Genomic DNA, 25,291 nt, shown 5'->3' on the forward strand with positions numbered 1-25,291 from the left:
TCCTCCCTCACGCAAAGCGGGACAGTGCGCGATCCAAACTGGCTCGTCCAGCTCCGAAGACAACAATAATCAGGCAGCAGACAAGCAACACAAGCGGCAGCTCAACGCCGTTGTCCACCGCGTAGAAACCGTGCGGCATGTGCAGGACATAGAAGTTGATCAAGGTGACGATGGCCAGCGCTCCCGCCGCGGCGGTGGCCAGCAGGCCGGTAATGAGCAACGCCCCACCCAGCATCTGGGTGATTGCGGAGAACCACGCCAAAACCTCCGGGGCAGGGACCTCCGCGGTCCGGTAGAGCTCCACGGTGCCTTCAGTCCCATCCATGCCACGCTGGAACACCAGCTCCCAGCCATGGGCGATAAAGCTCACGCCCAGAACGAGGCGGACAAGCAGCAAAACGGCATCGCGCAAAACCTGGTGGTTCATCATGAGAACAGAACCTTAGACAGCGTGAATGCGCTGCTGGGAGCCGTAGTTCACGCGACCGTAGGCGGCATCGTCCGCGTAGTAGGAATCTTCGTCGTGGTAGTCGAAGTAATCGCGGGAATCGATGTAGCTGAGGTGATCGAACTCGGGATCAGCATCGTCAGCTTCCACGATCACGGCACCCGGACGGCGCAGGCGGTCAGGCACGCCTAGCTCCTCGTCCTCCGTGTTGCGCACGCCCAGGCGGGCGCGGCGCATGCGGGCGATACGACGCTGGCGCATCTTCGCCTCCTCGATCGCGCTGCGACGCAGGAAGTACAGGTACATCGCGGTCATGCCCAGGGCAATCACGGGAGCGATCCACGCGGCAGATCCGAAGATTACGCCGGCGCCCACGGACACGATGCACAGCACCAGCAGGGCAAGCAGCATCTGCTTACGTCGCTTCAATCGACGCTGCGCAGCCGCCTGCGAAGCCACTGGGTCGTAAACACCGCGGCCCTTGCGCGCGGCCAGGTACTGCATGTCTTCATCGTCCAGCTCGGCGCGAGTGGATTCCTCTTCCTCGCGCAGCTTCCGCGCCATCGCCGTAGCGTGCGCGGCGGCTTCCTTTTCTCCATTTTCGACGCCACGCTCAGCCTCTTCCACTGAAGCTTCCGGGTCCAGGTCTGAGCCGCGGAAGTATGCGTCGGAAATACTGCGGACCTGGCGGCGAGAGGTCTCGGCTTGGTCGTCTTCCGCGTCGTGAGCCTGGTCATCTTTCTCAGCTTCTGCCACCAAACGGATTGGCGCGAAGGAGCCCGTATCGGCTTCGCTGTGGGAGCGGAACGTGGAGGACTCAGCTGCATCAGCGGACTCAGCCTCAGCTTCTGCCTCTGGGTCTGCGTCTGATTCGACCACTTCGCCATCGATAGTCTCCGCAGCTGCCACAGCGGAATCCTCGTCGGCGGTCTCAGTCACGATCTCTGCATCAACTGGCTCTGCCTCGACAGACTCCGCGTCCACGGTCTCTGGCTCCGCTGCCTCAGCGAAATCCTGGTTCTTGGCTGCACGGGAGAAGTTGCGGCCGCGTCCGGACAGCCCGGCCCGGTCCTTGAGGCTCAGCGGACGTGACTCGTCCTCGTCGTCGAGCAAGAAGAATTCCGGCTCCGCGTCCACCAGCTCCAGCTCTTCGTCGGCATCGGAGACGCGAAAGCTCTCCGCCGCAGGTGCGAGGCGCTTTTTACGACTCATCGCCTCGCCACCTTGGTGCAGAACACGGGTCTCGGTGAGTGCCTTCGCGGTACGGCGAACGGGCGACTGATTACGGAGCAGAAGTGGTGCGAGTAGCACGATCCACACGACGGCAATGAGCAGTAATGATCCGGACACGGCGAGATGTCCTCCCAACAGGTTATTGAATGCGGCAGCAGTTGGATTCCAAGTTATCGCTACCGCGCTGACCTATGGCCGTGCCACGCCGAAGACTCTTCTGGGAACTCGCTGTGAGCCGTCCGAGCCACCGGATGTTAGGACTTCTTACGCTTCCCTGGCGGCACGTAGACAAGCTCGCCCTCGTGAACCATGCGCTCCACGAGTCCGCGGGATTCCTCGCCGAAAAGCTCCTCGCGAGTGACGGCCATGAGGTAATGATCGGTCCACTCACCGTTGATGTGGAGATTGCGCTTGAGGAAACCTTCCTCGCGGAACCCCGCCTTCTTCAAAACCGCACGGGAGGAGGCGTTTTCTCCCATCACCGTGGCTTCCACCCGGTGAAGTCCCAAGGTCTTCATTGCATGATCGACGCCAAGCGCCACCGCAGCCGTGGCTACTCCCTGACCCGTTTGCTTTGAATGGACCCAGTAGCCAATCCAGCAGCTGGAGACTATGCCGTGCTGAATGTTTCCCAGAGTCAGCTGCCCGGCGAAGGCACCGTCAACTTCAATGACGGCCGGAACCACAGTTCCTTCCTTGGCCACGCCCTTGAGGTTGCCCCAGGTCTTACGCCACTGGCTGGATGAGTGTGCCTCCGCCCAGTCCCCATCCACCGTGGGCTCCACGGCGCGCAGGTACTTTTCGTCCTCGATACGCATTCTGCGCCACTCCACGCCGTCTTTACGGTTCAGCGAACGCAGGCGGACTTCCGCACCATCTCCACCGCGGGTCAGCACAGTTGTGGTTCCAAACGGCCAACCGGAGCGAGGAGTCTTACTCATTATTTCCTCCCTGGATGCAGAAGGCACGCGCGACGATAATTTGCCAGCACGCCTGGCTGCGGAAAACTTCCATTATGCATTTCAGATTAGGAGCGATTCGATAGGAACATCACATCGACTACCTGTCCGGGGGCGACGTTCGTGGCATCTGCGGGGATGATGATCAGGCAGTTGGCCTGGCCGTGGCTGCCCAGCAAGTGCAGTGGCTCACCGCGTCCGGTACCGGCGCCCAGTGGATCCACGAGGAACTCACGGGTGTCGCGGTCGCGCATCAGTTGGGCGCGGATGAATCCGCGGCGGTAGGCGGCGGATTCAATGGAGGCGATGGTACGGGCCTTGATGATCCGACGTCCGGATTGGCGCTGACCGCGGATGAGTTGGATCAGCGGGCGAACCATCACCTCGAAGGCCACCAGCGCGGCGGATGGGTTGGAGGGCAAAAGGAAGGTGGGGACCCGGTCCGGACCGAGCTGGCCAAAGCCCATCACAGAGCCTGGGTGCATGGCCACACGGGAGACATCCATGTCCCCCAGTTCCCCGAGAACTTCCCGCAGGCGATCGGAGGCTTCTCCGCCTACCGCACCACTGATGACCACCACTTCAGAGCGCAGCAACTGGCCTTCGATGATGTCTTTAAGTCTGCGCGCCTCGCCAGAGATAATGCCGATGCGGTGCACTTCCGCGCCAGCTTCTCTGCCTGCCGAGGACAGGGCATAAGAATTGACATCGTAGATCTGACCCAAGCCTGGGTCGCGGTCGATATCCAGCAACTCCGGGCCGAAGCTCAGCACGGACAGGCGCGGACGTGGATATACGAGCACCTTGGAACGGCCGACAGCGGCCAACAGGCCCACCTGGGCAGCGCCAATGACGGAGCCCTGCTCCACCACGACGTCGCCGGGCTGAACATCGGAACCCTTGCGGTGCACGAACTGTCCGGAATGCACCAGTTCCAGCGGCTCTATACGGCGCCCCTGTACGTCAGCCCAGTCCAGCGGAATCACGGCATCGGCCAAAGTGGGCAATGGCGCACCGGTGTGCACGCGCACAGCCTGCCGGGGCTGCAGGCGCACAGGCCGGTGTGAACCGGCGGTAACTTCACCCACGATGGGCAACACTGGGCGCACGTCCTGCGGGACGATATCTGCAGGCTGATCTGCAGAGTCTTCGGCAGGCGCCCCATTGCGTCGGGCAACATCGAAGGCCTGGCGAACGTCCACGGAACGCACCGCGAAACCATCGATGGCGGCCTGATCGAACCCGGGGATCGGCGAGGTGCCCTCGACCTGCTCGGCGCAGCGCAGACCCAGCGCCTCAGAAATGGCGATGCGGACGGGCTCTGGGGTCACGGCCGCAGCGGTGATCAGAGCAAGCTGCTCCTCGACTGATCTCACGGTGCCTTCTACCTTTCTGAAACGCTGTGGTGGGGTACCAGCGACACGATGCTGCCGCTGGTACAACGACAATTAATCGCGCTGAGCGAGCTCCAGGCCGCTGACTACTTCCTTGTCATCGGGCTGCTCGATGCGCTCTTCGAGCCAGCGGCGAAGCGACGGACCGTAAGTATCGTCACGCAGGGCGAAGTCCACGCAGGCGCGAATGTAGCCGCCGGGGTTGCCCAGATCATGACGGGATCCGTTGTGCACCACGATGTGCACGGGGTGGCCCTCGTTGATCATCAGCACGATGGCATCAGTGATCTGGATTTCTCCGCCCTTGCCTGGCTCGGTGCGGCGCAGCGCGTCGAACACCTTTCGATCCAGCAAGTAGCGGCCGGTTGCCACCAGGTTGCTCGGGGCATCCTTGGTGTCTGGCTTTTCCACCATGCCGGTGACGCGGCGCACGTCATCGCGTCCGCACTCTTCCACGTCAAACACGCCGTAGTTGGAGACGTCTTCTTCTGGCACTTCGAAAGCGCACAGCACGGAGCCGCCGAACTCCTCGCGGATGGCCTGCATCTTTTCCATCACACCGAAGGGGAGAACCAGGTCATCCGGCAACATCACGCCGAAGCAGTCCTCGTCTTCATCCAGCACCTGCTCGGCCAGACCGATGGCATGGCCCAAGCCCAATGGCTTTTCCTGCTCCACAGCCTGAGCGTGGATCATGCCCTTGACGCCCTTGACGCGGCGCAGTTGGTCTTCCTTGCCGCGTGCTTCCAACGTGGCTTCGAGTTCCTCATCGGTAGCAAAGTGCCCCATGACACCTTGCTTCTTCGGTGCGGTAATCACCGCGAGACGCTCTGCTCCGGCGGCGACTGCTTCGCGGGCGATGAGCTCAATGCCTGGAGTTTCGACGACTGGCAGCAATTCTTTAGGCACCGTCTTGGTGGCAGGCAGGAATCGGGTTCCCAGTCCGGCAGCTGGAACCACGACAGTGCGCAGACCAGCGATCGTCTGTTCATCGGAAGTCATGTGGCGATGGTACCGCCTGAACGGCCCAGACAGTTGGAACTGCATCTACTGCGTGCCGTTTTCTCTGTATTTGGGCACGAAGGCGCTACCATGTGCCTAAAGTTAGAGGTAATTCACTGTCTCTAAGGAAATGGGGCTCCATGTCGCACGCGGATCAGCACTCCGGACGCGTTGATACCTGGACCAGTAATAGACACAAATCGCTGCCCTACTCCAATGACCCGAACTTCGCGGAGAGGCACAATCTAGTCGACCGCCCCACGTTCCGCCCGATTCCGGAATTCGAGGGTGTCCACAACGTGTGGCCCCGCGGCGACCGCCTGGCCGCTATTCGCGAGACAGCTCAGAACTACCGCGAGCGCTTCATCAACCAGGGCACCGTCCTGGGCGTGAAGTCCTTCGATATCGCCGCGGCTCCTTATCCTTCCCAGTACGCCTTCCAGATTTACTCGGGCTACGTCAACCCATTGATCAGCATCATCAACCGCATGATGGTGATTCAGTACAAGGACTTTAACGGTGTTCCTCGCACCTTGGTGTGGGAGCCCACGGTGGCAGACGGCTCCAAAAAGGCTGGTTTCTACAGTAACTTGATCGGCTCCGGTAACGGCCCCAAGTGGTTCAACAAGACCATGCGCGGCGTGGATCGCGAGGTCCTGGCCACGTTCCCGGGCGATGTGGAAGTTGGCGTGGGTATTTCTCTGCTGTGGACTCCCCGCCACACGGACGGTAACTACTCGCTGTGCATCAACACTTCCGATGGCGTGTGGATTTCTTCGGAAAACGACATGGCGAGGGATTCTTGGCAGCCTGAGCTCTCCAAGATCCCCGGTTTGAAGTCCAACTGCGAGTTCTATGAGCGTGAAGTGGTGCTGAAAGCCAACACGCTGGAAGATTCCATCGATCAGTACGATTCGATGATCAAGGAAAAGGAGATGGCCTCCTACAGTCCACAGAATCCGGAGTGGAAGCAAATTCTCCCGTCCTCCGCGTGCGCACCGTGGATGCGCCAGTGGCCGTTGAATCCGACCATGGAACACTGCGGTATCAATTACGGTGAGCACAAGCGTCGTTAACGTTGAATTTCGATTTTCCTGACGCAAACTCCGATCACTCCCCACAATCGGATAGTGCTCAGCGCAAGCAGCAATTGCGCGCCACAATTCGAGGTGATCGGCGTGCGCTTTCCTCTGCAATCAAGGCGGACAAAGATTCCCTGATTGCTTCACATGCCGTGGAGTATCTGCGCACCCATGACATTTCGGTGGCCACTGCCTATGTCCCTATGCGTTTTGAACCCGGCGGTGTGGAGCTTCCCTTTGCCCTGGCTAACGAGGTGCAACACCTACTGTTGCCGCGGATCGCGACGGCCAACGATGGGCCTCCCCTGATGGACTTTTGCGCATTCGATCCACGCACTGAGCAACTAGTGCCCGGCCCGATGGGGATCTTGGAACCGCCTGGACCCGCATTTTCCGGCTTTCCTGCTGGCATTGACCTATTCTTCATCCCTGCGCTCGCGGTGGATTCAACAGGAGCGCGGCTAGGTCAAGGTGGCGGCTACTACGATACGAACCTCGCCGAACTTGCTCCGGATGCCGAAGTGTGCGCCATTGTCTACGCACACGAGTACCTCGATCACGTGCCGACCGAGCCGTGGGACCTGCGCGTCACTTCAGTGCTGACAGAAGATGGTTTCACGAGGCTGCAGGTTTAGGTATTATTCCTTAGTAACAATTGAAGGTAAGTAACATCACACCTTCGTCAATCGTATTGTCTACCGAGACTCTCCAGATTGGGGATGTCAGAGTTACTACTTTTAAGGAAGTTTCTTACATGCTCAAGGGCTTTAAAGATTTCATCATGCGAGGCAACGTCATAGAATTGGCAGTTGCTGTGGTCATGGGCACCGCCTTCACCGCTATCGTCACCGCTTTCACTTCCGGCCTCATCGAACCCCTGCTCGCTGCCCTGGGTGGCAGTCCAGAGGTGGGTCTCGGCTACCGCATTCGGGACGATATCCCTGCTTCCACCCTCGACTTCGGCGCTATCATCACCGCCGTGATCAACTTCCTGATCGTTGCTGCAGTCATCTACTTCCTGATGATCGCCCCAATGAACAAGTTCGCCGAATTGCAGGCACGTCGTAAGGGCATCCAGCCAGAAGAAGCGGGTCAGACCGACCTCGAGCTGCTCGCCGAGATCCGCGACCTACTCAAGGAGCAGCAGGCAGGAAACTCCACCACCGGCAGCGCTGCTGCATACGACGCTCTGAACAACAACGTCGACCCATACGGCGCAGGTAAGCACTCCGCGGAGTAATTTCCGCAGAGTAATCGCCGAAACAACAAAGGCCAGCAGGGGTTTTCCCGGCTGGCCTTGGCTCTTGCCAAACATTTCGCCGCAACTAGTAGTGTGGCGGCCTCTGCTCTTTCCAGAAGTCCTCGCTGATGGGACGAGCTTCCTCCGGCGTCTCTGGTACGTCGGTGCCGTCCACAGAAGATAACGCGGATCCTTGATTATCGGCGCTCTCCCCCTCGCGGGCCCCTAGCTTGCCGAAGGTCCGGCGCGGAACTCTGCGAGCGTGGCGTCGAGAAGAAGAACGGTCCCCCACGGCGAAACTAACGATTCATGTCCGCGATGACGTACCGGGCCAGAGGGCACAGGGTCGCCATGCCGTCGCGGATCGCGCTACGAGAACCAGCGATGTTGACCACCAGGGTGGAACCGGACACGCCCGCGACACCGCGGGACAAGCCAGCCTCCAAAGAATTCGCAGCCAGACCGGAGGAACGCAGCGCCTCCGCGATACCTGGCACCTTGCGATCCATCTCCGCGTGAGCTGCCTCTGGGGCCTTATCTCGCGAGCCCATTCCCGTGGCGCCCACCGTGATGACGAGGTCCGCGCCTCCCACCACAGCGGTCTGGATCGCCTTGCGAATCGCCGGCTTGCGGGATTCCACGTGCACCAGTGCGTCCACCAAGAAGTTCTCCTCGGTGAGCAGCTCTGTGACCAGCTCGCCGGACTGATCCTGACCGTCCGTGCGGTCTGAAACGATGACCACCATGGCGTGCAGCAGGCTGTGATCGCGGCGCTCACCGTTGCTGCGAGAATTCATGTCTAACTGGTGAAAGACCTGATCATCGGGCTCTTCAACACGAGCATCGAGACGGTCGATATCCTCTGGGTTCACGTTGTCCATGACGGGCAGGCGAACGTCCTCGGCCACCTTCGCGGAGTGGTGAGGGCTCATGGAATCGGGCTCCAATCGGGTGTTCGGTCAATGATTAACAGTGTTCATTTACCGTATCGTTTGCAGCACCTGTGCGTAAGGTACTTCACAACTTGGCTACCCCTTAGGGTGTACTACTCTGCGCCCAAGGTCACGCTCACGGTGTGTTCATTGCGCCCGTTGGAATCGGTGACGGTCATCTCTACCGTGTCGCCTACCTTATGGGAACGGATTGCAGCGATCAGTCCGACGCCAGACTCCACAGGGCGATCATCGACCCTCGTCACCACGTCGCCCTTCTTCAGACCAGCCTCCTCGGCGGGACTTCCGCTATCCACATCGGCAATTTCTGCGCCGAAGATGTCCGATCCGGTGTTCACCTTGGCCCCGATAATGGGGTGGGAGGTCTTGCCGGTCTCGATGAGATCCTGGGCGATGCGCTGCGCTTGGTTCGACGGGATCGCAAAGCCCAGACCGATGGAGCCGGATTGGCCCTGGCTGCCGCCGAGAGACGCGATGACCGATGGGATGCCCACCAGCTTTCCTTCCATATTGACCAGCGCGCCGCCGGAGTTACCGGGGTTGATGGCGGCATCGGTCTGGATCGCATCGATCAACGAGGCCTCGCCACCGTCTTCACCGGTGGCCTGCACGGGGCGGTTCTTCGCCGAAACAATTCCGGTGGTGACGGTGGATGCCAGTCCCAGCGGGGAACCGATAGCCACGACAGATTCGCCAACGTTCAGCGCGTCCGAATCGCCGAGCTCGATGGGTTGGAGGTCCGTGGCACCTTCGGCCTTGATCACTGCGATGTCCGTCTGTGGATCGGCGGCCACTACCTTGGCGTCCAGTATCCGGCCATCGTTGAGACGGACCTGGATCTTGCCGTTTTCTGCGCCAGCGACCACGTGGTTGTTGGTGACGATCATGCCGTCCGAAGTGAAGATGGATCCGGAGCCTTCGCCGCCGCCTTGCGCGGTGGTCACCTGGATGGACACCACGGACGGAAGGACACGAGCAGCGATATCTTCCGTGGTGCCTGGGTCAATAGGGTTCGAAGCATTCTCGCCGCTGCTGGAGGACTGACTATCGAACGAGCTAGTTACGTTGTGGGTGGCGCCCGTCTGATCCATCACCACGGCGGTGGTGGCGCTAGCTGCGATTGCTCCGACGAGGAGAAGTGCGGCCACGGCGGGCGTGGAAAAGCGCTGCTTTTCCTTGACTGCCACCCCGCCGTCACCCGGCTGATTGTGCTGCAGGCCTGCGGCACCTTGAGGACCGAATGGTCCCTGAGGCGGCTGTCCCATTCCAGCACGTGGGCCGGGGAATGCTTGGGGGTGCGGATTCTGGTGCGCGCCCGACTGTTGCTGTGGGATTGGTTGCTGCGGGTTCTGCTGTGGTCCGGGCTGTCCAAGACCTGGTTGTGGTCCTGGTTGCTGACCGTGCTGCTGACTTGGTTGAGGTCCGGGCTGCGGGCCACCCTGTGCTGGGTTATTCCACCCATTTCCCTGCTGGTTGGGATGGAACTGGCCATTGCCTGCTGGGCCGTTAGTCATCGTGTGTCCTTTCCTCGCATGACTGCATGAAATTCATTGTCTCTCCCTATCCCCCGAAATCCTCGAAGAGACGCTGGACAGTGCCTGCTAGTTAAAACGAAAACCCTGCCTGATGTATTCAGTTAATGTCCAGCGGACTGCCAGACTTACCGGGAAGCACCACTCGCATGAGCGCTCCGCCATCATCCGAAGCATCGGCGATGATTGCCCCATTATGCCGGAGAATAACCTGCTTGACGATCGCCAACCCCAGTCCGCTACCCGGCATCGAGCGGGACTGAATGGAGCGGTAGAAACGCTCAAAGACCTTCGCTCGATCCTCCTCCGGAATACCCGGTCCGGAATCAGCAATGCGGATTTCCACCGCGGTGGGTGTGTCGGAGTTGGCGTCGGAAATGGGCTGCATCCACACCCGCACCGTGCCACCCTGCGGCGACCACTTGGCGGCGTTATCCAGCAGGTTTCTGATTGCTCGGCTCAAACTGAACTCGTCGCCGACAACCACCCACGGAACCAGGTGCACATCGAAGTGGACGTCCGGCCTGCGGCGCTCCACACGCTCCAGCGAGTCCGCAAAGACCTCCTCTAGGTCCACCTCCGCGGTGGTTAGAGGCATACTGTCCTCGCGGGCGAGATCCACCAGATCGCCGATCAAGGTAGACATCTCGTTGATCTGTGCGATGACGTCCCGCTCCAAGTCCGCACGATCCTGCTCCGACAGCGCGGGATTTTCGGCGCGAGAAGCCATCACCAGCAACTCAATATTGGTACGTAGAGACGTCAACGGAGTCTTCAGCTCGTGGCCAGCATCAGCCACCAGATCCCGCTGCTTCTCCGTAGAGACCTGCAGCGCCCGCATCATGGCGTTATAGGAACGAGTCAACGAGCCCAGCTCATCATTACTTTCCACGGGAATTTGCCGCAGCTCGCCAGTTTCCGCCACGCGGTTGGCGGCGCGACGCAACCTGTCGATCGGTTGCACACCGGCGGATCCCACGGCCATGCCGGCGATGATTGCCGCGAGCGCGCCGGTCACACCGATGAGGATGAGCACGATGCGCAGAGAATTCAGCGCTTCCTTGGAAAACTCAATGTCCTGCTGCACGACCACCACGCGGGAATCCGGAGCACGCACCGCATAGATGCGCATGGAGCCTTCAGTGCTGAAGGAGAATGACTGCTCTCCCCTGACCACAGCCATCTGTACAGGCGAGAGCACGCCCTCGAAGACCTCTTCATTGTCGAATTCATGATCGACTGGGCTGTCCGGATCCGCAGTGAACGTCGATAGGCCTTGGGTGCCCTGGATGCCAGGCGTCACCGGCTCCAAGGAGCTGGAGCTTTCTGATTCTGCATCGGTGGCTTGGGTTGAATCAGAGCTGCTACCCGGTTGCTTGTTCCCCGTCTCGGCCGCTGGAATGACCAGGACGTTCATGCGGTTCGAGGCCTGCTGGAAGTTGGGCACGTAACGCCCGTCTTCATAGGAATGCTCGGCGGGGAATTCCACCCCGGAATCGATGATGTTCTGCGCCTGATTCTGCAGGTTCTTATCAATCTCCAAATACAGAATCTGACTGACGGACGTGAACGCCGCCAGGGTAATCACCACGATGGACACAATCACCACCGCCGCAGTCAGCGCGGCCAAGCGCGTGCGCAGGGACCAGCTACGCAGGGAGAAAATCGAGCCCTTCTCTTCCTCCGGCGTAACCTTCTTCTTCAGTTCGTCCTGTTTTAGGGCATGCGAATAGCCGGACCCTTGCGGATCCGGTGTGGGGTTACTCGCTGGCCCTTCTGTCACGGAGCGCTTTCACGCAGCACGTAGCCCACGCCGCGGACGGTGTGGATCAGACGTGTCTCGTTGTGCTCTTCGGTTTTGCGTCGGAGATAGCCGATGTAAACCTCCAGCGCATTGCCGGATGTAGGGAAATCGCTACCCCACACTTCCTCGAGGATGCTGTTGCGTGCCATCACCTTGCGTGGGTGGGACATGAGCAGCTCCAACAGCGCAAACTCCGTGCGAGTGAGGCTGACGGGCTTACCGTTGCGCGTGACCTCGCGGGTCTCAGGATCCAAGGTCAGATCCTCAAAACGCATCGGCTCTGCGCCGGAGTTTTCGGAGATAGACGGCCGAGTCGCGCGGCGGAACAGCGAACGCGTGCGCGCCAGCAGCTCCTCTAGGGCGAAAGGCTTAGGGACGTAATCGTCCGCACCAGCGTCCAGCCCCGCCACGCGCTCAGACACGGTATCGCGAGCAGTCAGGATCAAGATCGGCAGATCATCGCCGTGGCTACGCAACTCGCGGCACACCTCGAGCCCGCTCTGCTTCGGCATCATCACATCCAAAATGGCCAGATCCGGCTGTTCCGTCTCGATCATCTTGAGCGCTTCCGCACCATCTTCAGCCAGCACCACGGTGTAGCCATTAAAAATGAGCGAGCGCCGCAGGGACTCCCGTACCCCCTGATCATCATCGGCAATGAGTATCTTCATACGACTATTGTGCACGTCCGCGCCGAGTTTTTAACATCGAGACCCGAACTTACTGAGACCTTAGAAAAATTGCGGCTGCAACCTTCATGTTCTCTCAGCGGTTTCTTTCTTTTCTTTGTTTCGACGCCACCGCCCTGGCCCGAAACGCAATTGAAGCGCCATCCCGAGAGGGGATGACGCTTCACTTACTAGCTAGTGAACTGGAGGCTTACTTGTCCAGATCCACAAGGCCGAGCTGAGCGGCCTTGACCAGACGGCGAGGAATCTGAGCTTCCTGACCGTTGATCTTCACGTTCTGGAGGGCGACATTGTCAGCCTTCCACTGCGAACGACGGGAGTGCGTATTCGCACGGGACAAACGACGCTTTGGAACTGCCATTGTTTTCTACCCTCCTACTGAGTCTTCTTCTTGCGGCGAGCAACAGCGCCGTAACGACGCTGGAACTTCTCGACGCGGCCTGCGGTGTCCATGACGCGTTGAGCGCCGGTCCAGAATGGGTGAGACTCGCTGGTCACGTCAACGACGATCAGCGGGTACTCGTTGCCATCTTCCCACTCGACCGTGCGGTCGGAGCTCGCGGTGGAGCGAGTCAGGAAGCTGTGTCCGGTGCTGGCATCCTTGAATACCACTGGGTGGTAATCGGGGTGGATATCCTTCTTCATACTTCTAATCCCTAAGGTGGTTACATCAGGCCGGTTCTCCACGAAGTGCAGATCGTGCCTGAGTTGGGTTGGAAACGTACAACTCGAAGCATCTTACAGCCCTTGGGTGGGAAATTGAAATCACCTGACGCCGCTAGAGCTTGGCGTCGAGAAGGCTTCCTACCTGCACCCTCTACGTACGCGAGCCGGCAAGAAGAGGAATTAGGATTTCGGCGGGACAAACGGTAGGGTTATCGCTTGCTGTTGTCTATGTAAACGTCATCGCCACGCAGCTCGCTCTTCGGTATGCCCAATCGGCCCGTCTAACCGGTAGGTAATTTCGCCGAACATGAGCTTGAAACTCTGCGAGGCGGAAGGAGAAACCCATGTCGGCACATTGCCAGGTCACGGGCCGCAAGCCAAGCTTCGGTAAGACCGTGTCCCACTCGCACCGCCGCACGAGCCGTCGCTGGAACCCAAATATCCAGCGTCGCTCGTTTTACTTGCCCTCTGAAGGCCGTTCCATCACGCTGAACGTGTCCACCAAGGGCCTGAAGACCATCGACCGTGACGGCATCGAGTCTGTCGTTGCCAAGATCCGCGCCCGTGGGGAGAAGATCTAACAAATGGCACGTAACGATATCCGCCCAATCATCAAGCTGAAGTCTACGGCTGGCACCGGTTACACCTACGTCACCCGTAAGAACAAGCGCAACAACCCGGATCGCATGACCCTCAAGAAGTTCGATCCGGTAGTCCGCAAGCACGTCGAATTCCGCGAGGAGCGATAATCTATGGCTAAGAAGTCCAAGATCGCTAAGAACGAGCAGCGCAAGGAAATCGTCGCCCGCTATGCGGAGCGTCGCGCTGAGCTCAAGGCCATCATCAAGAACCCGAACACCTCTGACGAGGACCGTACGGAAGCACAGTGGGAGCTGAACCGTCAGCCTCGCGACGCTTCCCCAGTGCGCGTACGCAACCGCGACGCTGCTGACGGTCGTCCACGCGGTTACCTGCGTAAGTTCGGTTTGTCCCGCGTCCGCGTCCGCGAAATGGCTCACCGTGGTGAGCTGCCGGGCGTCCGCAAGTCCAGCTGGTAAGGGGGAACTTCAACATGAAGCGCACCAATATTAAGAAGACGCGGATGGAGCAGTCCCGCCGCCCTAAGAAGAACCCACTCAAGGCCGAAGGCATTGAGTCGGTTGACTACAAGAACTACGCTCTGCTGCGTAAGTTCATCTCCGACCGTGGAAAGATCCGCTCTCGCCGCGTCACCGGTTTGACCCCTCAGCAGCAGCGTCAGGTTGCCACCGCAATCAAGAACGCTCGTGAAATGGCTCTGCTGCCATTCAACGCTCGCTAAACTTTCTTTAGCGAAGATCTAGCAGCAGCTCTCTAGACGTTTCACAGACACACTCGAGGCCCGTCCCCTTTGCTGGGGCGGGCCTCCAGTGTTTTTCTTGCACTTGCTGAGGATTTATTATCTCCTGCTTATGTAGACAATTGATGGCTACAATAGCGGGGTAATCTTTTGTCCATTACAGCAAGCAGGCTGGGAATGCGCTGAGCATTCAGCCGGTGTTTAAGGAGCAAATCATGAGCAATAACTATCCTTCATTCCCAAACTCCGGGGATGACAACCCCTACACCGGTGGCCAGCAAAGCGGCTTCGGCCAGCAGCCACAGGGCGGATATGGCCAGAACGGCTACGACCAGGGCGGTTACGGCCAGCAGCAGCCACAGGGTGGCCAGTACGCTAGCTTCCCTGGCGCTAACCAGATGGCTCCCGGAGCACTCCGCCCAGGTGCTTGGAAGCGCTTCTTGGGGCTGGTCCTTGACAACATCATCCTTGCCATCGTTGGCGGCATCATCACTTGGCTACTCTTCGGCAGCGACATCGCCAATTGGTGGGAGCAGACCATGGACGCTGCTAACTCATCGTCGTCTACCGCTACTGCTCCAGATTTCCCAATCAGCGCTTCTATTGGCTCTGGCATCATCACTATCGTCCTGTGGTTCGCCTACCGTCTAATCATGGAGGTCAACAACGGTGGAACTGTGGGCAAGATGGCCATTGGCGCTCGCGTAACGATGGAAGACGGCAGCCCTATCACTTACGGCGCTTCGTTTGTCCGCAATTCGTGGTACCTGATCTCCACTGTCACAAACATCATCCCGATCATTGGATCGTTGATCTCCCTGGGCATCACCATCGCAATGGGCGTGACCATCGGTAAAAGCCCCAACAAGCAGAGCTTCTCTGACAAGTGGGCTAAGGCCATCGTTGTAGACAAGTAATCCGACGAGGCTGAAACCACTACAGCCCAATCAAACACGCCGCAGGCCCGCTCCCCCTTGGGACGGGCCTGCAACATTTTCAGGAACACGCGATGAGCGATAACCACACTCCCGCTTCCAACGAGATTCCCCAGTCCCCATGAGTCAGCCAGTCGATTCCACACCGCCCCTCTACCCCAGTTTCCTTCGGCGTGGATTGGGAGTCTTCGTCGATTCATTAGTCCCCGCGCTTCTGAGCGCGCTACTCGCCGGCGCACTGCACCATCTCGGAGCATTCGACCGTCTCGCCCCCACAGATATTTCTCGCTTTTTCCCCGGAGCAGAATCGTGGAATGAAGCAGTCATGATCATCTCCTGGGTGATCGTGTGGATGGTTCACCGCATCTGGGCAGAAATGAAAACGGGCACCTCACTCGGCAAGTCAATGACAGACGTCAAGGTCACGATGATGGACGGCGGGCGCGTGACGTGCGTAGCGGCTCTCGTGAGAAATTCCTGGGCTCTCCTCACCCTAGGTTCACTCTTTAGCGATGACCTCGGCGATTCCCTCAGAAGCACCGCGATCTTCATCCTCGGCGTCTCCATTCTCGCAAGCTCCCACAACCAAAGCCTTATAGACAAGCTGTCTAAGACCATCGTCGTGAACCAAGTACCGGTCGGCCGACCTAATCATCAAGCCGACCGAGCACACTCCAACTCCTAGCTGGCTTCGGAGATCTTCTTGGCCTGAGCTGTGGCCAAGGCAGAGAACTCATCGGCGGTCATGGTAATCGTGGAAGCAATGGTGAAGGGAGCCCCGCGAACGGAACCCGTATAGACGTAGAGAGTTTCTCCACCTTCGCCAACCTCTTCGCCGTTGAGCTTATTGGATATTAACTTCGTCCGAGCTGCCACGAGGGTGTCCGCGCCCTGGACGTTAAGGTCCACGGGGCTGACTTCAAATTCTTTGGCAGTTGCCCACTCGCTCCGGTCTGAGGTTCTCGTCGTGGTTGCGCACTCTGCCACGTCCTTCGGGTACTGACTTGGGTCCGCCGGTTGGGTGCTCACCATGACTTGCACGGCTGCATCCGCGTTATCGGTCCGGGTGAAACTCGTGACCGCTGTCGTTTCCGCAGGTTGGAAGAGCCAGTCTAGGAACGTGGTGCCATCAACCACTGCTCCCGCGCACTGTTCAGGCACGGTGGTGGGACGATCATCGTCATTGGTGTCTCCGAAGATGTCCTGGGTTGCTCCTTGAGATTCTGCACTCGTCGGCTCGTGGGTGTATCCAGCTGGCGTGTTATCGCCGTTCAGGATCAGCGACGCAGGTGCAGTTCCTTCAGGCAGAGGATCGTGGTTCACTTCCACAGAGGTTTGGTTGGCGGTTGCCGTCTCGTCGTTGGCCTTATCGGAATTATTTCCACAGGCGGTGGCGAAGGAAAGGATGGATAGGCACGCTACTGCTCCGAAGGTGCGGAACATGCGTGGATTCTGAGTAAGAATCATAAAGGCGAATCCTATCCACACCTTCAAGATCTTCACTCTGAAAATTCAATTAATTAATCACCGGGGGTGAATTATCACCAACAACTTATCACTTTTTAATTCATTTCTTAAGCAATGGCAGGTGGGGGACACGCCTTCTACTCCCGCTATCCTGAAGCAATGCTAGATGTCCTCTCCGGCTTTGCCGTCGTAATCATCGTGATGGCCCTCGGCTTCATCGTCGGACGCCTACGCCTATTGGGCTCCCACGCGGTCTACACGCTCAACATGTTCGTGTTTTGGATCGCGCTGCCCATGTTGCTGATTCATTTTCTTTCGACGGCAGATTTGAGCCTCCTTTTTGGAGCCAATTTCGCGGTAGTGGCCCTCAGTACTGTGCTCGCAGGAATTCTCGGTTACGCGGGTTATCGGGTTTTTGCTCGCCAATCCCCCAATAATTCCCTCGTGGCGATGCTCGCTAGTTCTTATTGCAATGGCACGCACCTCGGCATACCACTGATGGTGCACTTGTTGGACGATCCCACCGTGACACTGCCGGTGGTGATGTTCCAAGTGGGCTTCTACGGCCCGCTTTCGGTGTTGCTCCTGGACATGAACTCAGGAGATCGGGCACGGCACGGCATCGTCCGCGAATTGGCGCTATCCATCATTCGAAATCCGTTGATTATCGGTGCTACCACGGGAATTGCGCTGGCCATCATCCGTGAACGCACGGGCTGGGTTCTACCCGATGTCATCGCGGAGCCGATCGACATGATTTCTTCCGCCACCATTGCTGTCGCGCTCATCGCCTTCGGTATGTCCATGGCAGAGATCAAAGTTCTACAGCGAGGTACTTCCCCGATCAAGGCGGTTTTTGCCGCTTCCGCAGTGAAAACTATTGTTCATCCGGCAATCGCGTGGTGCCTCGGAAGTCTAGTTTTTGGCGCAAACGGCCCAATGTTGCTGGCGATGGTCTTGGTCGCAGCGCTTCCGACTGGCCAAAATGTATTCACCTACGCGCAGCGGTTCGGCGTCAATACCGTGCTGGCACGGGACACCGTGGTTATTTCAACGGCCATGGCATTACCTGCCATGGCCGTCGTCTGGTTGTTACTGAACTAGAGCTCGAGCGAAAAGCTTAAGCCCACAGGAGCAGGGCGTCGCCCTGTCCACCGCCACCACACAGTGACACGCCGGACTTGCCGCCACCACGGCGAGCCAACTCGTGCGCCGCGTGAACCACCAGGCGAGCGCCAGAGGCACCGATTGGGTGACCCAAGGAAATGCCGCCACCGTGAATGTTGGTCTTCTCCAGGTCGTAGCCAAGATCCTTCACGGACTGGGCCACCACAGCGGCGAAAGCCTCGTTGATCTCCAAGAAGTCCAGGTCATCCACGGACCAACCAGCCTTCTGCAGTGCAGCATTCACAGCCTGGGATGGCTGGGACAACAGCGAGGTATCTGGGCCAGCGGTCTGTCCGTACTCGCCCAGGGTCGCGAGGATGTTCAAGCCGTTATCCTCTGCGTACTTGCGGGTCGTAAGCACCACGGCAGCAGCGCCGTCAGTGATCTGCGAGGAAGAAGCAGCAGTGATGGTGCCGTCCTTCACGAAGGCCGGACGCAGCTTGCTCAAGCCCTCGACAGTCGTACCTGGGCGAATGCCCTCGTCCTCGGAGACCGTGACGGTCTCCTTGCGCTTCTTAACCTCGATGGGCAGGATCTCCTCGGCAAACGCACCATCCTTGGTCGCTGCCTCGGCGCGCTGGTGCGACTGTGCGGAGATCTCGTCCTGCTCCTCACGGGTCAGGCCCGCCTTCGCAGCGTGGCCATCGGTATCGAATCCCATGGAGGTACCGGCAATGGGGTCAGCCAAGCCATCGCGCTCCAAGGAATCAGCGAGGTTCAGGGAACCAAAGCCTTTACCAGCGCGCACACCAGCGGCGATGTGAGGAGCGTTGGTCATCGATTCTTGACCTCCGGCAACCACGATGTTTGCGTCGCCCACACGAAGCAAACGGGACGCATTGATCACCGCATCGAGACCGGAAAGGCAGACCTTGTTGATCGTCAGCGCAGGAACGTTAACGGGAACGCCCGCCTGCACGGCAGCCTGCTTGGCCGGATTCTGACCGGAACCGGCCTGCACGACCTGCCCCATCAGCACGTAATCCACGTCATCGGCAGACACACCGGCCTTGTCCAAAGAGCCCTTAATCACGTGCGCACCGAGATCCACGGCGGACAGGGAGGACAGCGCACCGAGCATACGACCCTGTGGCGTACGGACGGCTCCGACAATAACGACATCCTGCGGGTTGGTCTCAGTCATGATTCATTGCCCCTTTCATGGTCAATAAATTCTGTGGCGACTAACAGTGCCTTCTTAATCTATATATCTACTTGTGTAGCACGCTTGGGCGAAATCAGGAGCAGCCTGGGCTTGCTCTAGGAACCGGAGCACTCCGCGGCGGGCAGGTCTGCCGCTCGCTCCGAAAGCTTCTGCGCCAATTGATTGAGCTGGGCTTGGCCGGATTCGTAGCTGCCATCTGGGGAGACCGCAGCGATGGCCACTGCGGCAAAGGTGCCATCACCGCGCGGGATGAGCCCGAATTGACGCACGCCGTACGCACCGGACTCGTTAGGTCCCCATCCGCCCTTGTACATGGCGCCAGGGATCTGCCCCAGACCGTAGTTTTGCCCACCGGCGATCGATCCCATCGCCTCCATTACTGACTGCGCGCCCGCCAGGCACTGCAGGTGCGAGGCAAAGGTGGCCTGGCCTTCCGTGGTCCACATCGTTTGCCCAAACGCGCTGAAACCTGGGCGCGTGACCTGCGCGCTGACCTGTGTCTGCACGCCACCTTCACTCAGCACTCGCTCCACTTTTTCCGCGACCTCTGCAGGTTGCCCCAGACCTTCCCACAGCTGCTCTGCGGCTGCATTGTCTGAGACGGTAATCGCCGAGGTCAGCGCGCTCATGTCCGCGGATCCGTCCCGCACCGCTGCGATGGACAGCGGCACCTTGATGGTCGACCACGCCGGCACGGACACCTCCTGCGTGCTGCCCACTCCGGCCACGGCGATGGTCGTGTCTGGCAGCGCCAAGTCCTGCAGGTCGGTGGCGGTGATCTCGCCGCTATTCGTGTTATTTTCCTCCGACGCCACCCCTCCCCGCGTGGGCGCCGGCCCATCCTCGGAGCTCATCACGTCCGCAGGGATATCTTCCGCGACATCACCGATAGTGCATCCTGCAAGCATCAGCGAGCCAGAGGATAGGACAGCGAGCGCCGCAGCGCACACTATCCGGCGTGGTTGCTTCTCAGTATTGGTCCTTATTGCCACTGTTGTTTTCTCCGCGCGCTCTTAGGAGATGTACACCACGGCGTTGTTGCCACCAGTACACGTGACGTACTGCTTATTGTCGCGACAATTCATCGTGTAGCTCGTGCCAGTAACAGAGCTGTATGCCTCGATGGTTCCGCTGGTGTTTTTTGTATCGAGATAGTGCTCCACAAACGCATCGCGCACCGACTGAGCGAAAGGCTCCGAGGTGATTTCCGTTCCGCGGTAGACGTTGTTGAAATCTCCTGCTGGCTCACTGTTGCGGGCCGATTCATTCGCCGGGATAGCTCCCGAAGGAAGCGACGGGGTCTTCGGACGTGCCTCCGTGGAGACCGTAGTACTGCTGGAGGACGAGGAAGAAGATTCCCGTGTAGCGGAGTCCGAACCGGTGGATTCCTGCCCGCTGGTCTGCTGGTTAGAGGACGACGAGCCAGAACTACTGCCGAAATCGAACCAGCCGCGGCTCATTCCGAGCACTCCAATGGCAAACAACACCGCCACGATGGAAACCACCAGCGCAATGATGATCCCCGCGTCTGACTTCTTCTTCGCCGGACGTTGCGGCGGACGGCCATACGGTCCCGGGTGAGGAGCCTGCTGGGGCTGCTGGTACTGGGCCTGTTGATACTGGGGCTGCTGCCATCCATTATTGGGCCGCTGGTACTGCGGCGGCTGTTGTTGAGGCTGCTGCGGCGATTGCTGCCGGGATTGCTGCGCCTGCGCCTGATCCAACCGGATCTCCTGGGTGGGCGGATCCTGGTTGAAATCTGGATTCCGGGAGCCGAAGTTCTGCCAGCCTCCATTCGGCTGTTGCGGATCACTCACGGCTTCCGACCTTTCTCTCGTTTTCCCTACTGCGCTCTAGTGAGCGAAATGGCGTTCACCAGTAAGGTACATCGTCACGCCTGCCTTATTGGCCGCTTCGATGACTTCCGCGTCACGCACGGAACCGCCCGGCTGCACCACCGCGCGGACACCGGCGTTTGCCAGCACCTCAAAGCCATCAGCGAAGGGGAAGAACGCGTCTGATGCCGCCACGGCACCCTGTGCGCGTTGGGAATCCTCGGCCAACGTATTCGCACGTTCGACGGCAAGCTTGGCCGCGTCCACGCGGTTGACCTGCCCCATGCCTACGCCCACGGTCGCGCCATCGCGAGCCAGCAGGATGGCGTTGGACTTCACGGCACGAACCGAGCGCCAGGCGAATTCCAGCTCAGCCAGCGTTGCTTCGTCCGCTGCCTCGCCTGCGGCTAGGGTCCAGTTGGCGGTGTCATCGCCCTTGGCGTCGATCACATCACGCTGCTGCACCAACAGACCGCCGGAAATCTCGCGGCGCTCCACGTTCACGGCGGCCTCGGAGGAAGGCGCTTCAGCCTGCAAGATGCGGATGTTCTTCTTCTGGCTGAGGATCTCCACCGCGCCATCTTCGTAGCCCGGCGCGACGATGACCTCGGTAAAGATCTTGGCGACCTGCTCCGCCATCTCCACGGACACGTCGCGGTTCACGGCAATCACGCCGCCGAACGCGGACATCGGGTCGCACGCGTGAGCCAGCTGGTGGGCCTCTGCGATGGACGTGTCAGACACCGCGATGCCACACGGATTGGCGTGCTTGATGATGGCCACGCACGGACGCTGGTGATCCCACGCAGCGCGCCATGCAGCATCGGAATCCGTGTAGTTGTTGTAGCTCATTTCCTTGCCGTGGAACTGCTTGGCGCTGGCCAGGCCCGTCCCGGTGGAGTACAACGCAGCTGCCTGGTGAGGGTTTTCGCCGTAGCGCAGCACGTTGGTGCGCTCATAGCTGCTGCCGATCCACTCGGGGAAGATCTCGCCTTCCTCGAGTACGGACTCGCCCATCCAGTTGGCAACGGCCACGTCATACGCAGCGGTGTGACGGAAAGCTTCGGTGGCCAGCTTGGTGCGCTCGGCGCGGGAAAAACCGCCGTTCTTCGCTGCCTCGATGACATCACCATAGGAACGAGGGTCCACCACAACCGCGACGGAAGGATGATTCTTCGCAGCGGCGCGCACCATGGATGGGCCACCGATATCGATCTGCTCCACGCACTCGTCAAAGGACGCGCCAGAGGCCACGGTCTGTGTGAACGGGTACAGGTTCACCACGACCAGCTCAAAGGCCTCGACCTCCAGCTGCTCAAGCTGCTGCAGGTGATCATCCTTGCGGGTATCCGCCAAAATTCCCGCGTGCACGCGTGGGTGCAGGGTCTTCACACGACCCTCAAGCACCTCGGGGAAGCCCGTCAGCTGTTCCACCTCAGTCACGGGAACTCCGGCTGCAGCGATCTTGGACGCGGTAGAGCCGGTAGAAACGATGCTCACCCCAGCCTCGTGCAGACCGGTGGCCAGTTCTTCCAAACCAGTCTTGTCATACACACTGATCAGTGCGCGGCGGATGTTTCTGCGACCGTTGTTCTCGTTCATGACTGCGTGATCCAGGCCTTTCGTCCGTCAATTGTGATTCCGTGTGCAGCAACCTGTGTGAGCACGTCTACTAGTAGCTGCCGTTCAACCGTTTTTATGCGTTCGTGGAGCGATTCCGGGGTATCGTCCAATTCCACCGCGACGGCCTTTTGAGCCAGGATGGGACCGGTATCCACGCCACTGTCCACTATGTGAACAGTAGACCCCGTGACCCGCACACCGTAATTTACTGCATCCTCCACCGCATGCGCACCGGGGAAGGTCGGCAGCAGCGCGGGATGAGTATTGATAATGCGGCCGGCGAAACGCTCCACCACATCCGCTCCGATGATGCGCATGAAACCTGCGCTCACCACAACGTCCGGCTCAAAGGCGGCAATGGCCTCCGCGAGGTCGCGATTCCACTGCGCGCGGTCAGTCTGCCCCGGACAGTATTCAACGAGAAAAGTCTCCAGCCCCGCGGCCTCCGCACGTTCCAGCGCTGAGCACTGCCGGTCCGTCCCAACGGCCACGATCTGCACGCTCTCTGGTGCCATATCGATTACCGATTGCAACAAGGTCCCCTGGCCCGACGCCAGCATGACTACTCTCATCGTCTCTGTCTCAATCTCGCTATTCTTTGTCATCGTCTTGTGCGCTGGCGGACTCTTCTTGTTCGGATTCCTGGGTTTTTTCGGATTCCTGGGCCTCGGCGGGCTTATCTGAGGTGTCGGCTTCGGAAACTCCAGTGGAATGCTCGTCAGATTCCTGTTTTACGGAAGAGTCTGTGGCCTCCGTGTCTTCAGCGTCCTCAGTGGTTTCAGGCACTTCGTCATCCTCGACGCCCTCAGTCTGGTCATTCTGCTCGCCTTGAGTGACGTGCTTGTTCCGATCGTCCTGGTCTCCCGGATCCTCTGATTCCTCGGTGCGGTCCTCGTCGGAATCGGTCGATGTTGGCGTCGACGAAGAATCCTCAACATCTTCCACGACAACCGAACCGGCACGGGAAACGTAGAGCATGAACACGAGGGCGGGGACCATCAGCCAGGCAGCGCACTCTGCGGCGAACAACCACTCCAGGGCGCCTGCACTGCCGTATACACCGAGCTCGCCGCCGGCCAACCACGACAAACAGAACCCGAGGAACGCTACGGCCGCGCCGGATCCCACGGCCAAGGCAACGGGAGCCTCGATGAAACCGCGGGTCTTAACGAAGCGGTACACCGTGGCCACTGCCACCAAGGCAGTCACAGCTAGGAAGAACGGACCGCCCGGGATTGTCTGATTCGGCACGGCCGCGAGGATCGGCAACGGAGGCAAGTTGACGTTCGTGGAGGTGAACAAGGACACCGCGCCATCGCCCACGTGGAACTCGCCGCCCAACAAGACGGCCATTGCACCAATGGCGATATTGGGCAGGTAGAGCAACGCCAGCAAGCTCAAACCGATCGCGCCGGTAAGACTGCTGGTGATTCCATACGAATCCACCACGGCGCCCATGTTCGTCGCCGCGTACACCAAGGCAGCCACACCACCTGCCACCATCATCCGCAGCAAGAATGACGCAGCGAGGCGGAACGCCTCCACCGGCCAGGTGGGCAGCCCGCGGCGCAACAGCAACGCACGCCAGATACGCGAGCGCAGACCAATAACCACGGCAGCACCATTGACCAACGCGGTAGAAACCAACGCCTCCCCCACATTCGGCGCGGCCAGATCAAAGACCTTGGAGGCATCCCACAACATGAACCACGCCAGAAGAGTCATCAACAGTGGGATCAGCAGGCTCAGCACGATGAAAACTCGCAGGCCCCGAACGCTGACACTTTTACCGATGATCTTGGTGGTTCTGCGGGCCGTGGCCCATATATAGATGAGCGCAGGCGCCAGCGGTAAAAAGCCCAGCAGAGCGCCAGTCATGTTCAACGTGCCCAGGTTGACGACCATCCACAGCGAACCGATTGTGGCGGGCACCCGACGGAAGCCCGCGCCGATTCCCACCACCACAGCCAAGGCAACGATGATGCCTAACGTCACACCGTAATTAATGAGCAGAGGCCCAGCAAAACGCTTGACGTGGGGCTTCCACAGCGCCCAGCGGCTCGCCAGCGCACCCTTGGGCTCTTCTCCTTTATGTAGTGAAGCGGTCGCTGCGGCGGTTCGGTGACGCTCGCCGTGCTTTTCATCGACGAATCGGTGAGCCGACTGTTCAGTGGATTCACGCCGAGAGTTGGCACTCGCTTGGGCAGATCTGTTGGCAGCAGCGCCTGATGCCTGCTCCTGACGGCTGGCTTCACGCGCCGCTGCCTCGCGGGCAGCTTGGGCTCGAGCTTGAGACGCCTTCCTTCTATCACGCGCATCTTGAGGTGAGCCCGAAACCTGGCGCGCGCCTCTGCGACGTCGAGAAGACGATCGACGGGGCTGCGGACGCTGAGCATCGGATGGAATATTCACACGCCTATTGTGCACCGTGGGCGAGGCAAGCTGGAGTTGTGACTCGCGTTAGTGGGTGGGTATGGGCGCGCAGCGGCGCAAAACGCTAAACCTATGGTTGAACCCCAATTCGTGGCCAATTTGTAACTTTTTTAAAAGTGTTGAATGTCACAAAGTAACCAATACTACTCGGCGCGAGCTGGGGAAACGATTGCCCTTTGCACATGTACTCAAAAACTACAGCGGTGCAATAAGTTACGAATCGTTATTTTCTTACTGATTCGCTTGCCCGAATCGTTACAAAACATTAGTGTTACATCTCGTTGATAACGAAGTGGTTACAATTTTGCGCCCAGTAGGGGCGGTA

28 protein-coding genes are annotated in these 25,291 nt (G+C 59.4%); 10 read left to right on the forward strand and 18 right to left on the reverse strand.

All coding sequences use genetic code 11. The features are described 5' to 3' along the window. Positions 1-7: 7 nt before the first annotated feature. The 5 genes from CS919_RS01675 to CS919_RS01695 form a co-directional block, all read right to left on the reverse strand. Positions 8-430, reverse strand: a complete 423-nt coding sequence (locus CS919_RS01675) for a DoxX family protein (protein ID WP_306345830.1) — start codon at positions 428-430, stop codon at positions 8-10. A 12-nt stretch (positions 431-442) separates the two neighbouring features. Beyond that, complete coding sequence (sepX, locus tag CS919_RS01680; protein ID WP_099297659.1) at positions 443-1,798, reverse strand: divisome protein SepX/GlpR; 1,356 nt, start codon at positions 1,796-1,798, stop codon at positions 443-445. 137 nt (positions 1,799-1,935) lie between these two features. Next, on the reverse strand, positions 1,936-2,622 hold the full coding sequence (locus tag CS919_RS01685) for a GNAT family N-acetyltransferase (RefSeq protein ID WP_099297661.1): 687 nt from the start codon (positions 2,620-2,622) through the stop codon (positions 1,936-1,938). Between the two features lie 86 nt (positions 2,623-2,708). Then, positions 2,709-4,016 (reverse strand): molybdotransferase-like divisome protein Glp, encoded by a 1,308-nt coding sequence (glp, locus tag CS919_RS01690; protein ID WP_099297663.1) that lies wholly within the window; start codon positions 4,014-4,016, stop codon positions 2,709-2,711. Between the two features lie 72 nt (positions 4,017-4,088). Then, on the reverse strand, positions 4,089-5,036 hold the full coding sequence (locus CS919_RS01695; RefSeq protein WP_099297665.1) for a UTP--glucose-1-phosphate uridylyltransferase: 948 nt from the start codon (positions 5,034-5,036) through the stop codon (positions 4,089-4,091). A gap of 140 nt (positions 5,037-5,176) precedes the next feature. On the opposite strand from CS919_RS01695, the gene CS919_RS01700 reads away from it, so the two are divergent. The 3 genes from CS919_RS01700 to mscL all read left to right on the forward strand — a co-directional run bounded on the left by CS919_RS01700 (position 5,177) and on the right by mscL (position 7,358). Then, positions 5,177-6,112, forward strand: coding sequence for a hypothetical protein (locus tag CS919_RS01700; protein ID WP_234990737.1), 936 nt, complete (start codon positions 5,177-5,179; stop codon positions 6,110-6,112). Positions 6,113-6,114: 2 nt separating this feature from the next. Further along, entirely contained in the window at positions 6,115-6,753 is a 639-nt protein-coding gene (locus CS919_RS01705) for a 5-formyltetrahydrofolate cyclo-ligase (RefSeq protein ID WP_099297666.1), read from the forward strand. Positions 6,754-6,872: 119 nt separating this feature from the next. Then, the gene (mscL, locus tag CS919_RS01710) at positions 6,873-7,358 is read left to right on the forward strand and encodes a large conductance mechanosensitive channel protein MscL (protein WP_099297668.1); all 486 of its coding nucleotides are present in this window, start codon (positions 6,873-6,875) and stop codon (positions 7,356-7,358) included. Positions 7,359-7,657: 299 nt separating this feature from the next. On the opposite strand, the gene CS919_RS01715 is transcribed toward mscL, so the two are convergent. The 6 genes from CS919_RS01715 to CS919_RS01740 form a co-directional block, all read right to left on the reverse strand. Continuing rightward, positions 7,658-8,239: a MogA/MoaB family molybdenum cofactor biosynthesis protein gene (locus tag CS919_RS01715; protein WP_194186968.1), complete on the reverse strand. Its 582-nt coding sequence runs from the start codon at positions 8,237-8,239 to the stop codon at positions 7,658-7,660. Positions 8,240-8,403: 164 nt separating this feature from the next. After that, positions 8,404-9,825, reverse strand: a complete 1,422-nt coding sequence (locus CS919_RS01720) for a S1C family serine protease (RefSeq protein WP_099297672.1) — start codon at positions 9,823-9,825, stop codon at positions 8,404-8,406. A 118-nt stretch (positions 9,826-9,943) separates the two neighbouring features. Next, positions 9,944-11,626, reverse strand: coding sequence for a sensor histidine kinase (locus CS919_RS01725; protein ID WP_234990738.1), 1,683 nt, complete (start codon positions 11,624-11,626; stop codon positions 9,944-9,946). Continuing rightward, a complete protein-coding gene (locus tag CS919_RS01730; RefSeq protein WP_099297674.1) occupies positions 11,623-12,318 on the reverse strand; it encodes a response regulator transcription factor in 696 nt (231 codons plus the stop codon). Before CS919_RS01730 ends, CS919_RS01725 begins: the two co-directional genes overlap by 4 nt. Positions 12,319-12,526: 208 nt before the next feature. Beyond that, positions 12,527-12,697 (reverse strand): 50S ribosomal protein L32, encoded by a 171-nt coding sequence (rpmF, locus tag CS919_RS01735; protein ID WP_099297676.1) that lies wholly within the window; start codon positions 12,695-12,697, stop codon positions 12,527-12,529. 14 nt (positions 12,698-12,711) lie between these two features. Continuing rightward, positions 12,712-12,981 (reverse strand): type B 50S ribosomal protein L31, encoded by a 270-nt coding sequence (locus CS919_RS01740; protein WP_099297678.1) that lies wholly within the window; start codon positions 12,979-12,981, stop codon positions 12,712-12,714. A gap of 365 nt (positions 12,982-13,346) precedes the next feature. Here CS919_RS01740 and rpmB point away from each other — a divergent pair, with 365 nt between their 5' ends. The 6 genes from rpmB (at position 13,347) to CS919_RS01770 (ending at position 15,961) form a co-directional block, all read left to right on the forward strand. Next, entirely contained in the window at positions 13,347-13,583 is a 237-nt protein-coding gene (gene rpmB, locus CS919_RS01745) for a 50S ribosomal protein L28 (RefSeq protein ID WP_099297680.1), read from the forward strand. 3 nt (positions 13,584-13,586) lie between these two features. Continuing rightward, the gene (gene rpmG / locus CS919_RS01750) at positions 13,587-13,751 is read left to right on the forward strand and encodes a 50S ribosomal protein L33 (RefSeq protein ID WP_099297682.1); all 165 of its coding nucleotides are present in this window, start codon (positions 13,587-13,589) and stop codon (positions 13,749-13,751) included. 3 nt (positions 13,752-13,754) lie between these two features. Beyond that, positions 13,755-14,060, forward strand: a complete 306-nt coding sequence (gene rpsN / locus CS919_RS01755; RefSeq protein WP_099297684.1) for a 30S ribosomal protein S14 — start codon at positions 13,755-13,757, stop codon at positions 14,058-14,060. 14 nt (positions 14,061-14,074) lie between these two features. Then, on the forward strand, positions 14,075-14,323 hold the full coding sequence (gene rpsR, locus CS919_RS01760) for a 30S ribosomal protein S18 (protein WP_099297686.1): 249 nt from the start codon (positions 14,075-14,077) through the stop codon (positions 14,321-14,323). 233 nt (positions 14,324-14,556) lie between these two features. Continuing rightward, a complete protein-coding gene (locus CS919_RS01765; RefSeq protein ID WP_099297688.1) occupies positions 14,557-15,258 on the forward strand; it encodes an RDD family protein in 702 nt (233 codons plus the stop codon). Between the two features lie 139 nt (positions 15,259-15,397). Then, positions 15,398-15,961 (forward strand): RDD family protein, encoded by a 564-nt coding sequence (locus CS919_RS01770; protein ID WP_099297690.1) that lies wholly within the window; start codon positions 15,398-15,400, stop codon positions 15,959-15,961. Here the strand turns inward: CS919_RS01770 and CS919_RS01775 are convergent. Further along, positions 15,958-16,743 carry a hypothetical protein gene (locus CS919_RS01775; protein ID WP_099297692.1) on the reverse strand — a complete coding sequence of 262 codons (786 nt, stop codon included), beginning with the start codon at positions 16,741-16,743 and terminating at the stop codon, positions 15,958-15,960. The two genes, CS919_RS01770 and CS919_RS01775, sit on opposite strands and share 4 nt — an antisense overlap. Before the next feature lie 159 nt (positions 16,744-16,902). Between CS919_RS01775 and CS919_RS01780 the strand changes: the two genes are divergently transcribed. Beyond that, positions 16,903-17,847, forward strand: coding sequence for an AEC family transporter (locus CS919_RS01780; RefSeq protein ID WP_099297694.1), 945 nt, complete (start codon positions 16,903-16,905; stop codon positions 17,845-17,847). 16 nt (positions 17,848-17,863) lie between these two features. Here the strand turns inward: CS919_RS01780 and CS919_RS01785 are convergent, their stop codons facing one another. From CS919_RS01785 to CS919_RS01810, 6 genes are all read right to left on the reverse strand, one after another. Next, positions 17,864-19,054 (reverse strand): acetyl-CoA C-acetyltransferase, encoded by a 1,191-nt coding sequence (locus tag CS919_RS01785; RefSeq protein WP_099297696.1) that lies wholly within the window; start codon positions 19,052-19,054, stop codon positions 17,864-17,866. Between the two features lie 116 nt (positions 19,055-19,170). Further along, positions 19,171-19,983, reverse strand: coding sequence for a serine hydrolase family protein (locus CS919_RS01790; protein WP_200818322.1), 813 nt, complete (start codon positions 19,981-19,983; stop codon positions 19,171-19,173). Positions 19,984-20,088: 105 nt separating this feature from the next. Next, complete coding sequence (locus CS919_RS01795; protein WP_099297698.1) at positions 20,089-20,892, reverse strand: hypothetical protein; 804 nt, start codon at positions 20,890-20,892, stop codon at positions 20,089-20,091. Between the two features lie 36 nt (positions 20,893-20,928). Next, the gene (gene purH, locus CS919_RS01800) at positions 20,929-22,512 is read right to left on the reverse strand and encodes a bifunctional phosphoribosylaminoimidazolecarboxamide formyltransferase/IMP cyclohydrolase (RefSeq protein ID WP_099297700.1); all 1,584 of its coding nucleotides are present in this window, start codon (positions 22,510-22,512) and stop codon (positions 20,929-20,931) included. After that, positions 22,509-23,138: a phosphoribosylglycinamide formyltransferase gene (purN, locus tag CS919_RS01805; protein WP_234990740.1), complete on the reverse strand. Its 630-nt coding sequence runs from the start codon at positions 23,136-23,138 to the stop codon at positions 22,509-22,511. Before purN ends, purH begins: the two co-directional genes overlap by 4 nt. Beyond that, positions 23,125-24,945: a cell division protein PerM gene (locus CS919_RS01810; protein ID WP_143341736.1), complete on the reverse strand. Its 1,821-nt coding sequence runs from the start codon at positions 24,943-24,945 to the stop codon at positions 23,125-23,127. Before CS919_RS01810 ends, purN begins: the two co-directional genes overlap by 14 nt. Positions 24,946-25,291: the final 346 nt, after the last annotated feature.

This window comes from Corynebacterium dentalis, assembly GCF_900232865.1.
GTDB lineage: Bacteria > Actinomycetota > Actinomycetes > Mycobacteriales > Mycobacteriaceae > Corynebacterium > Corynebacterium dentalis.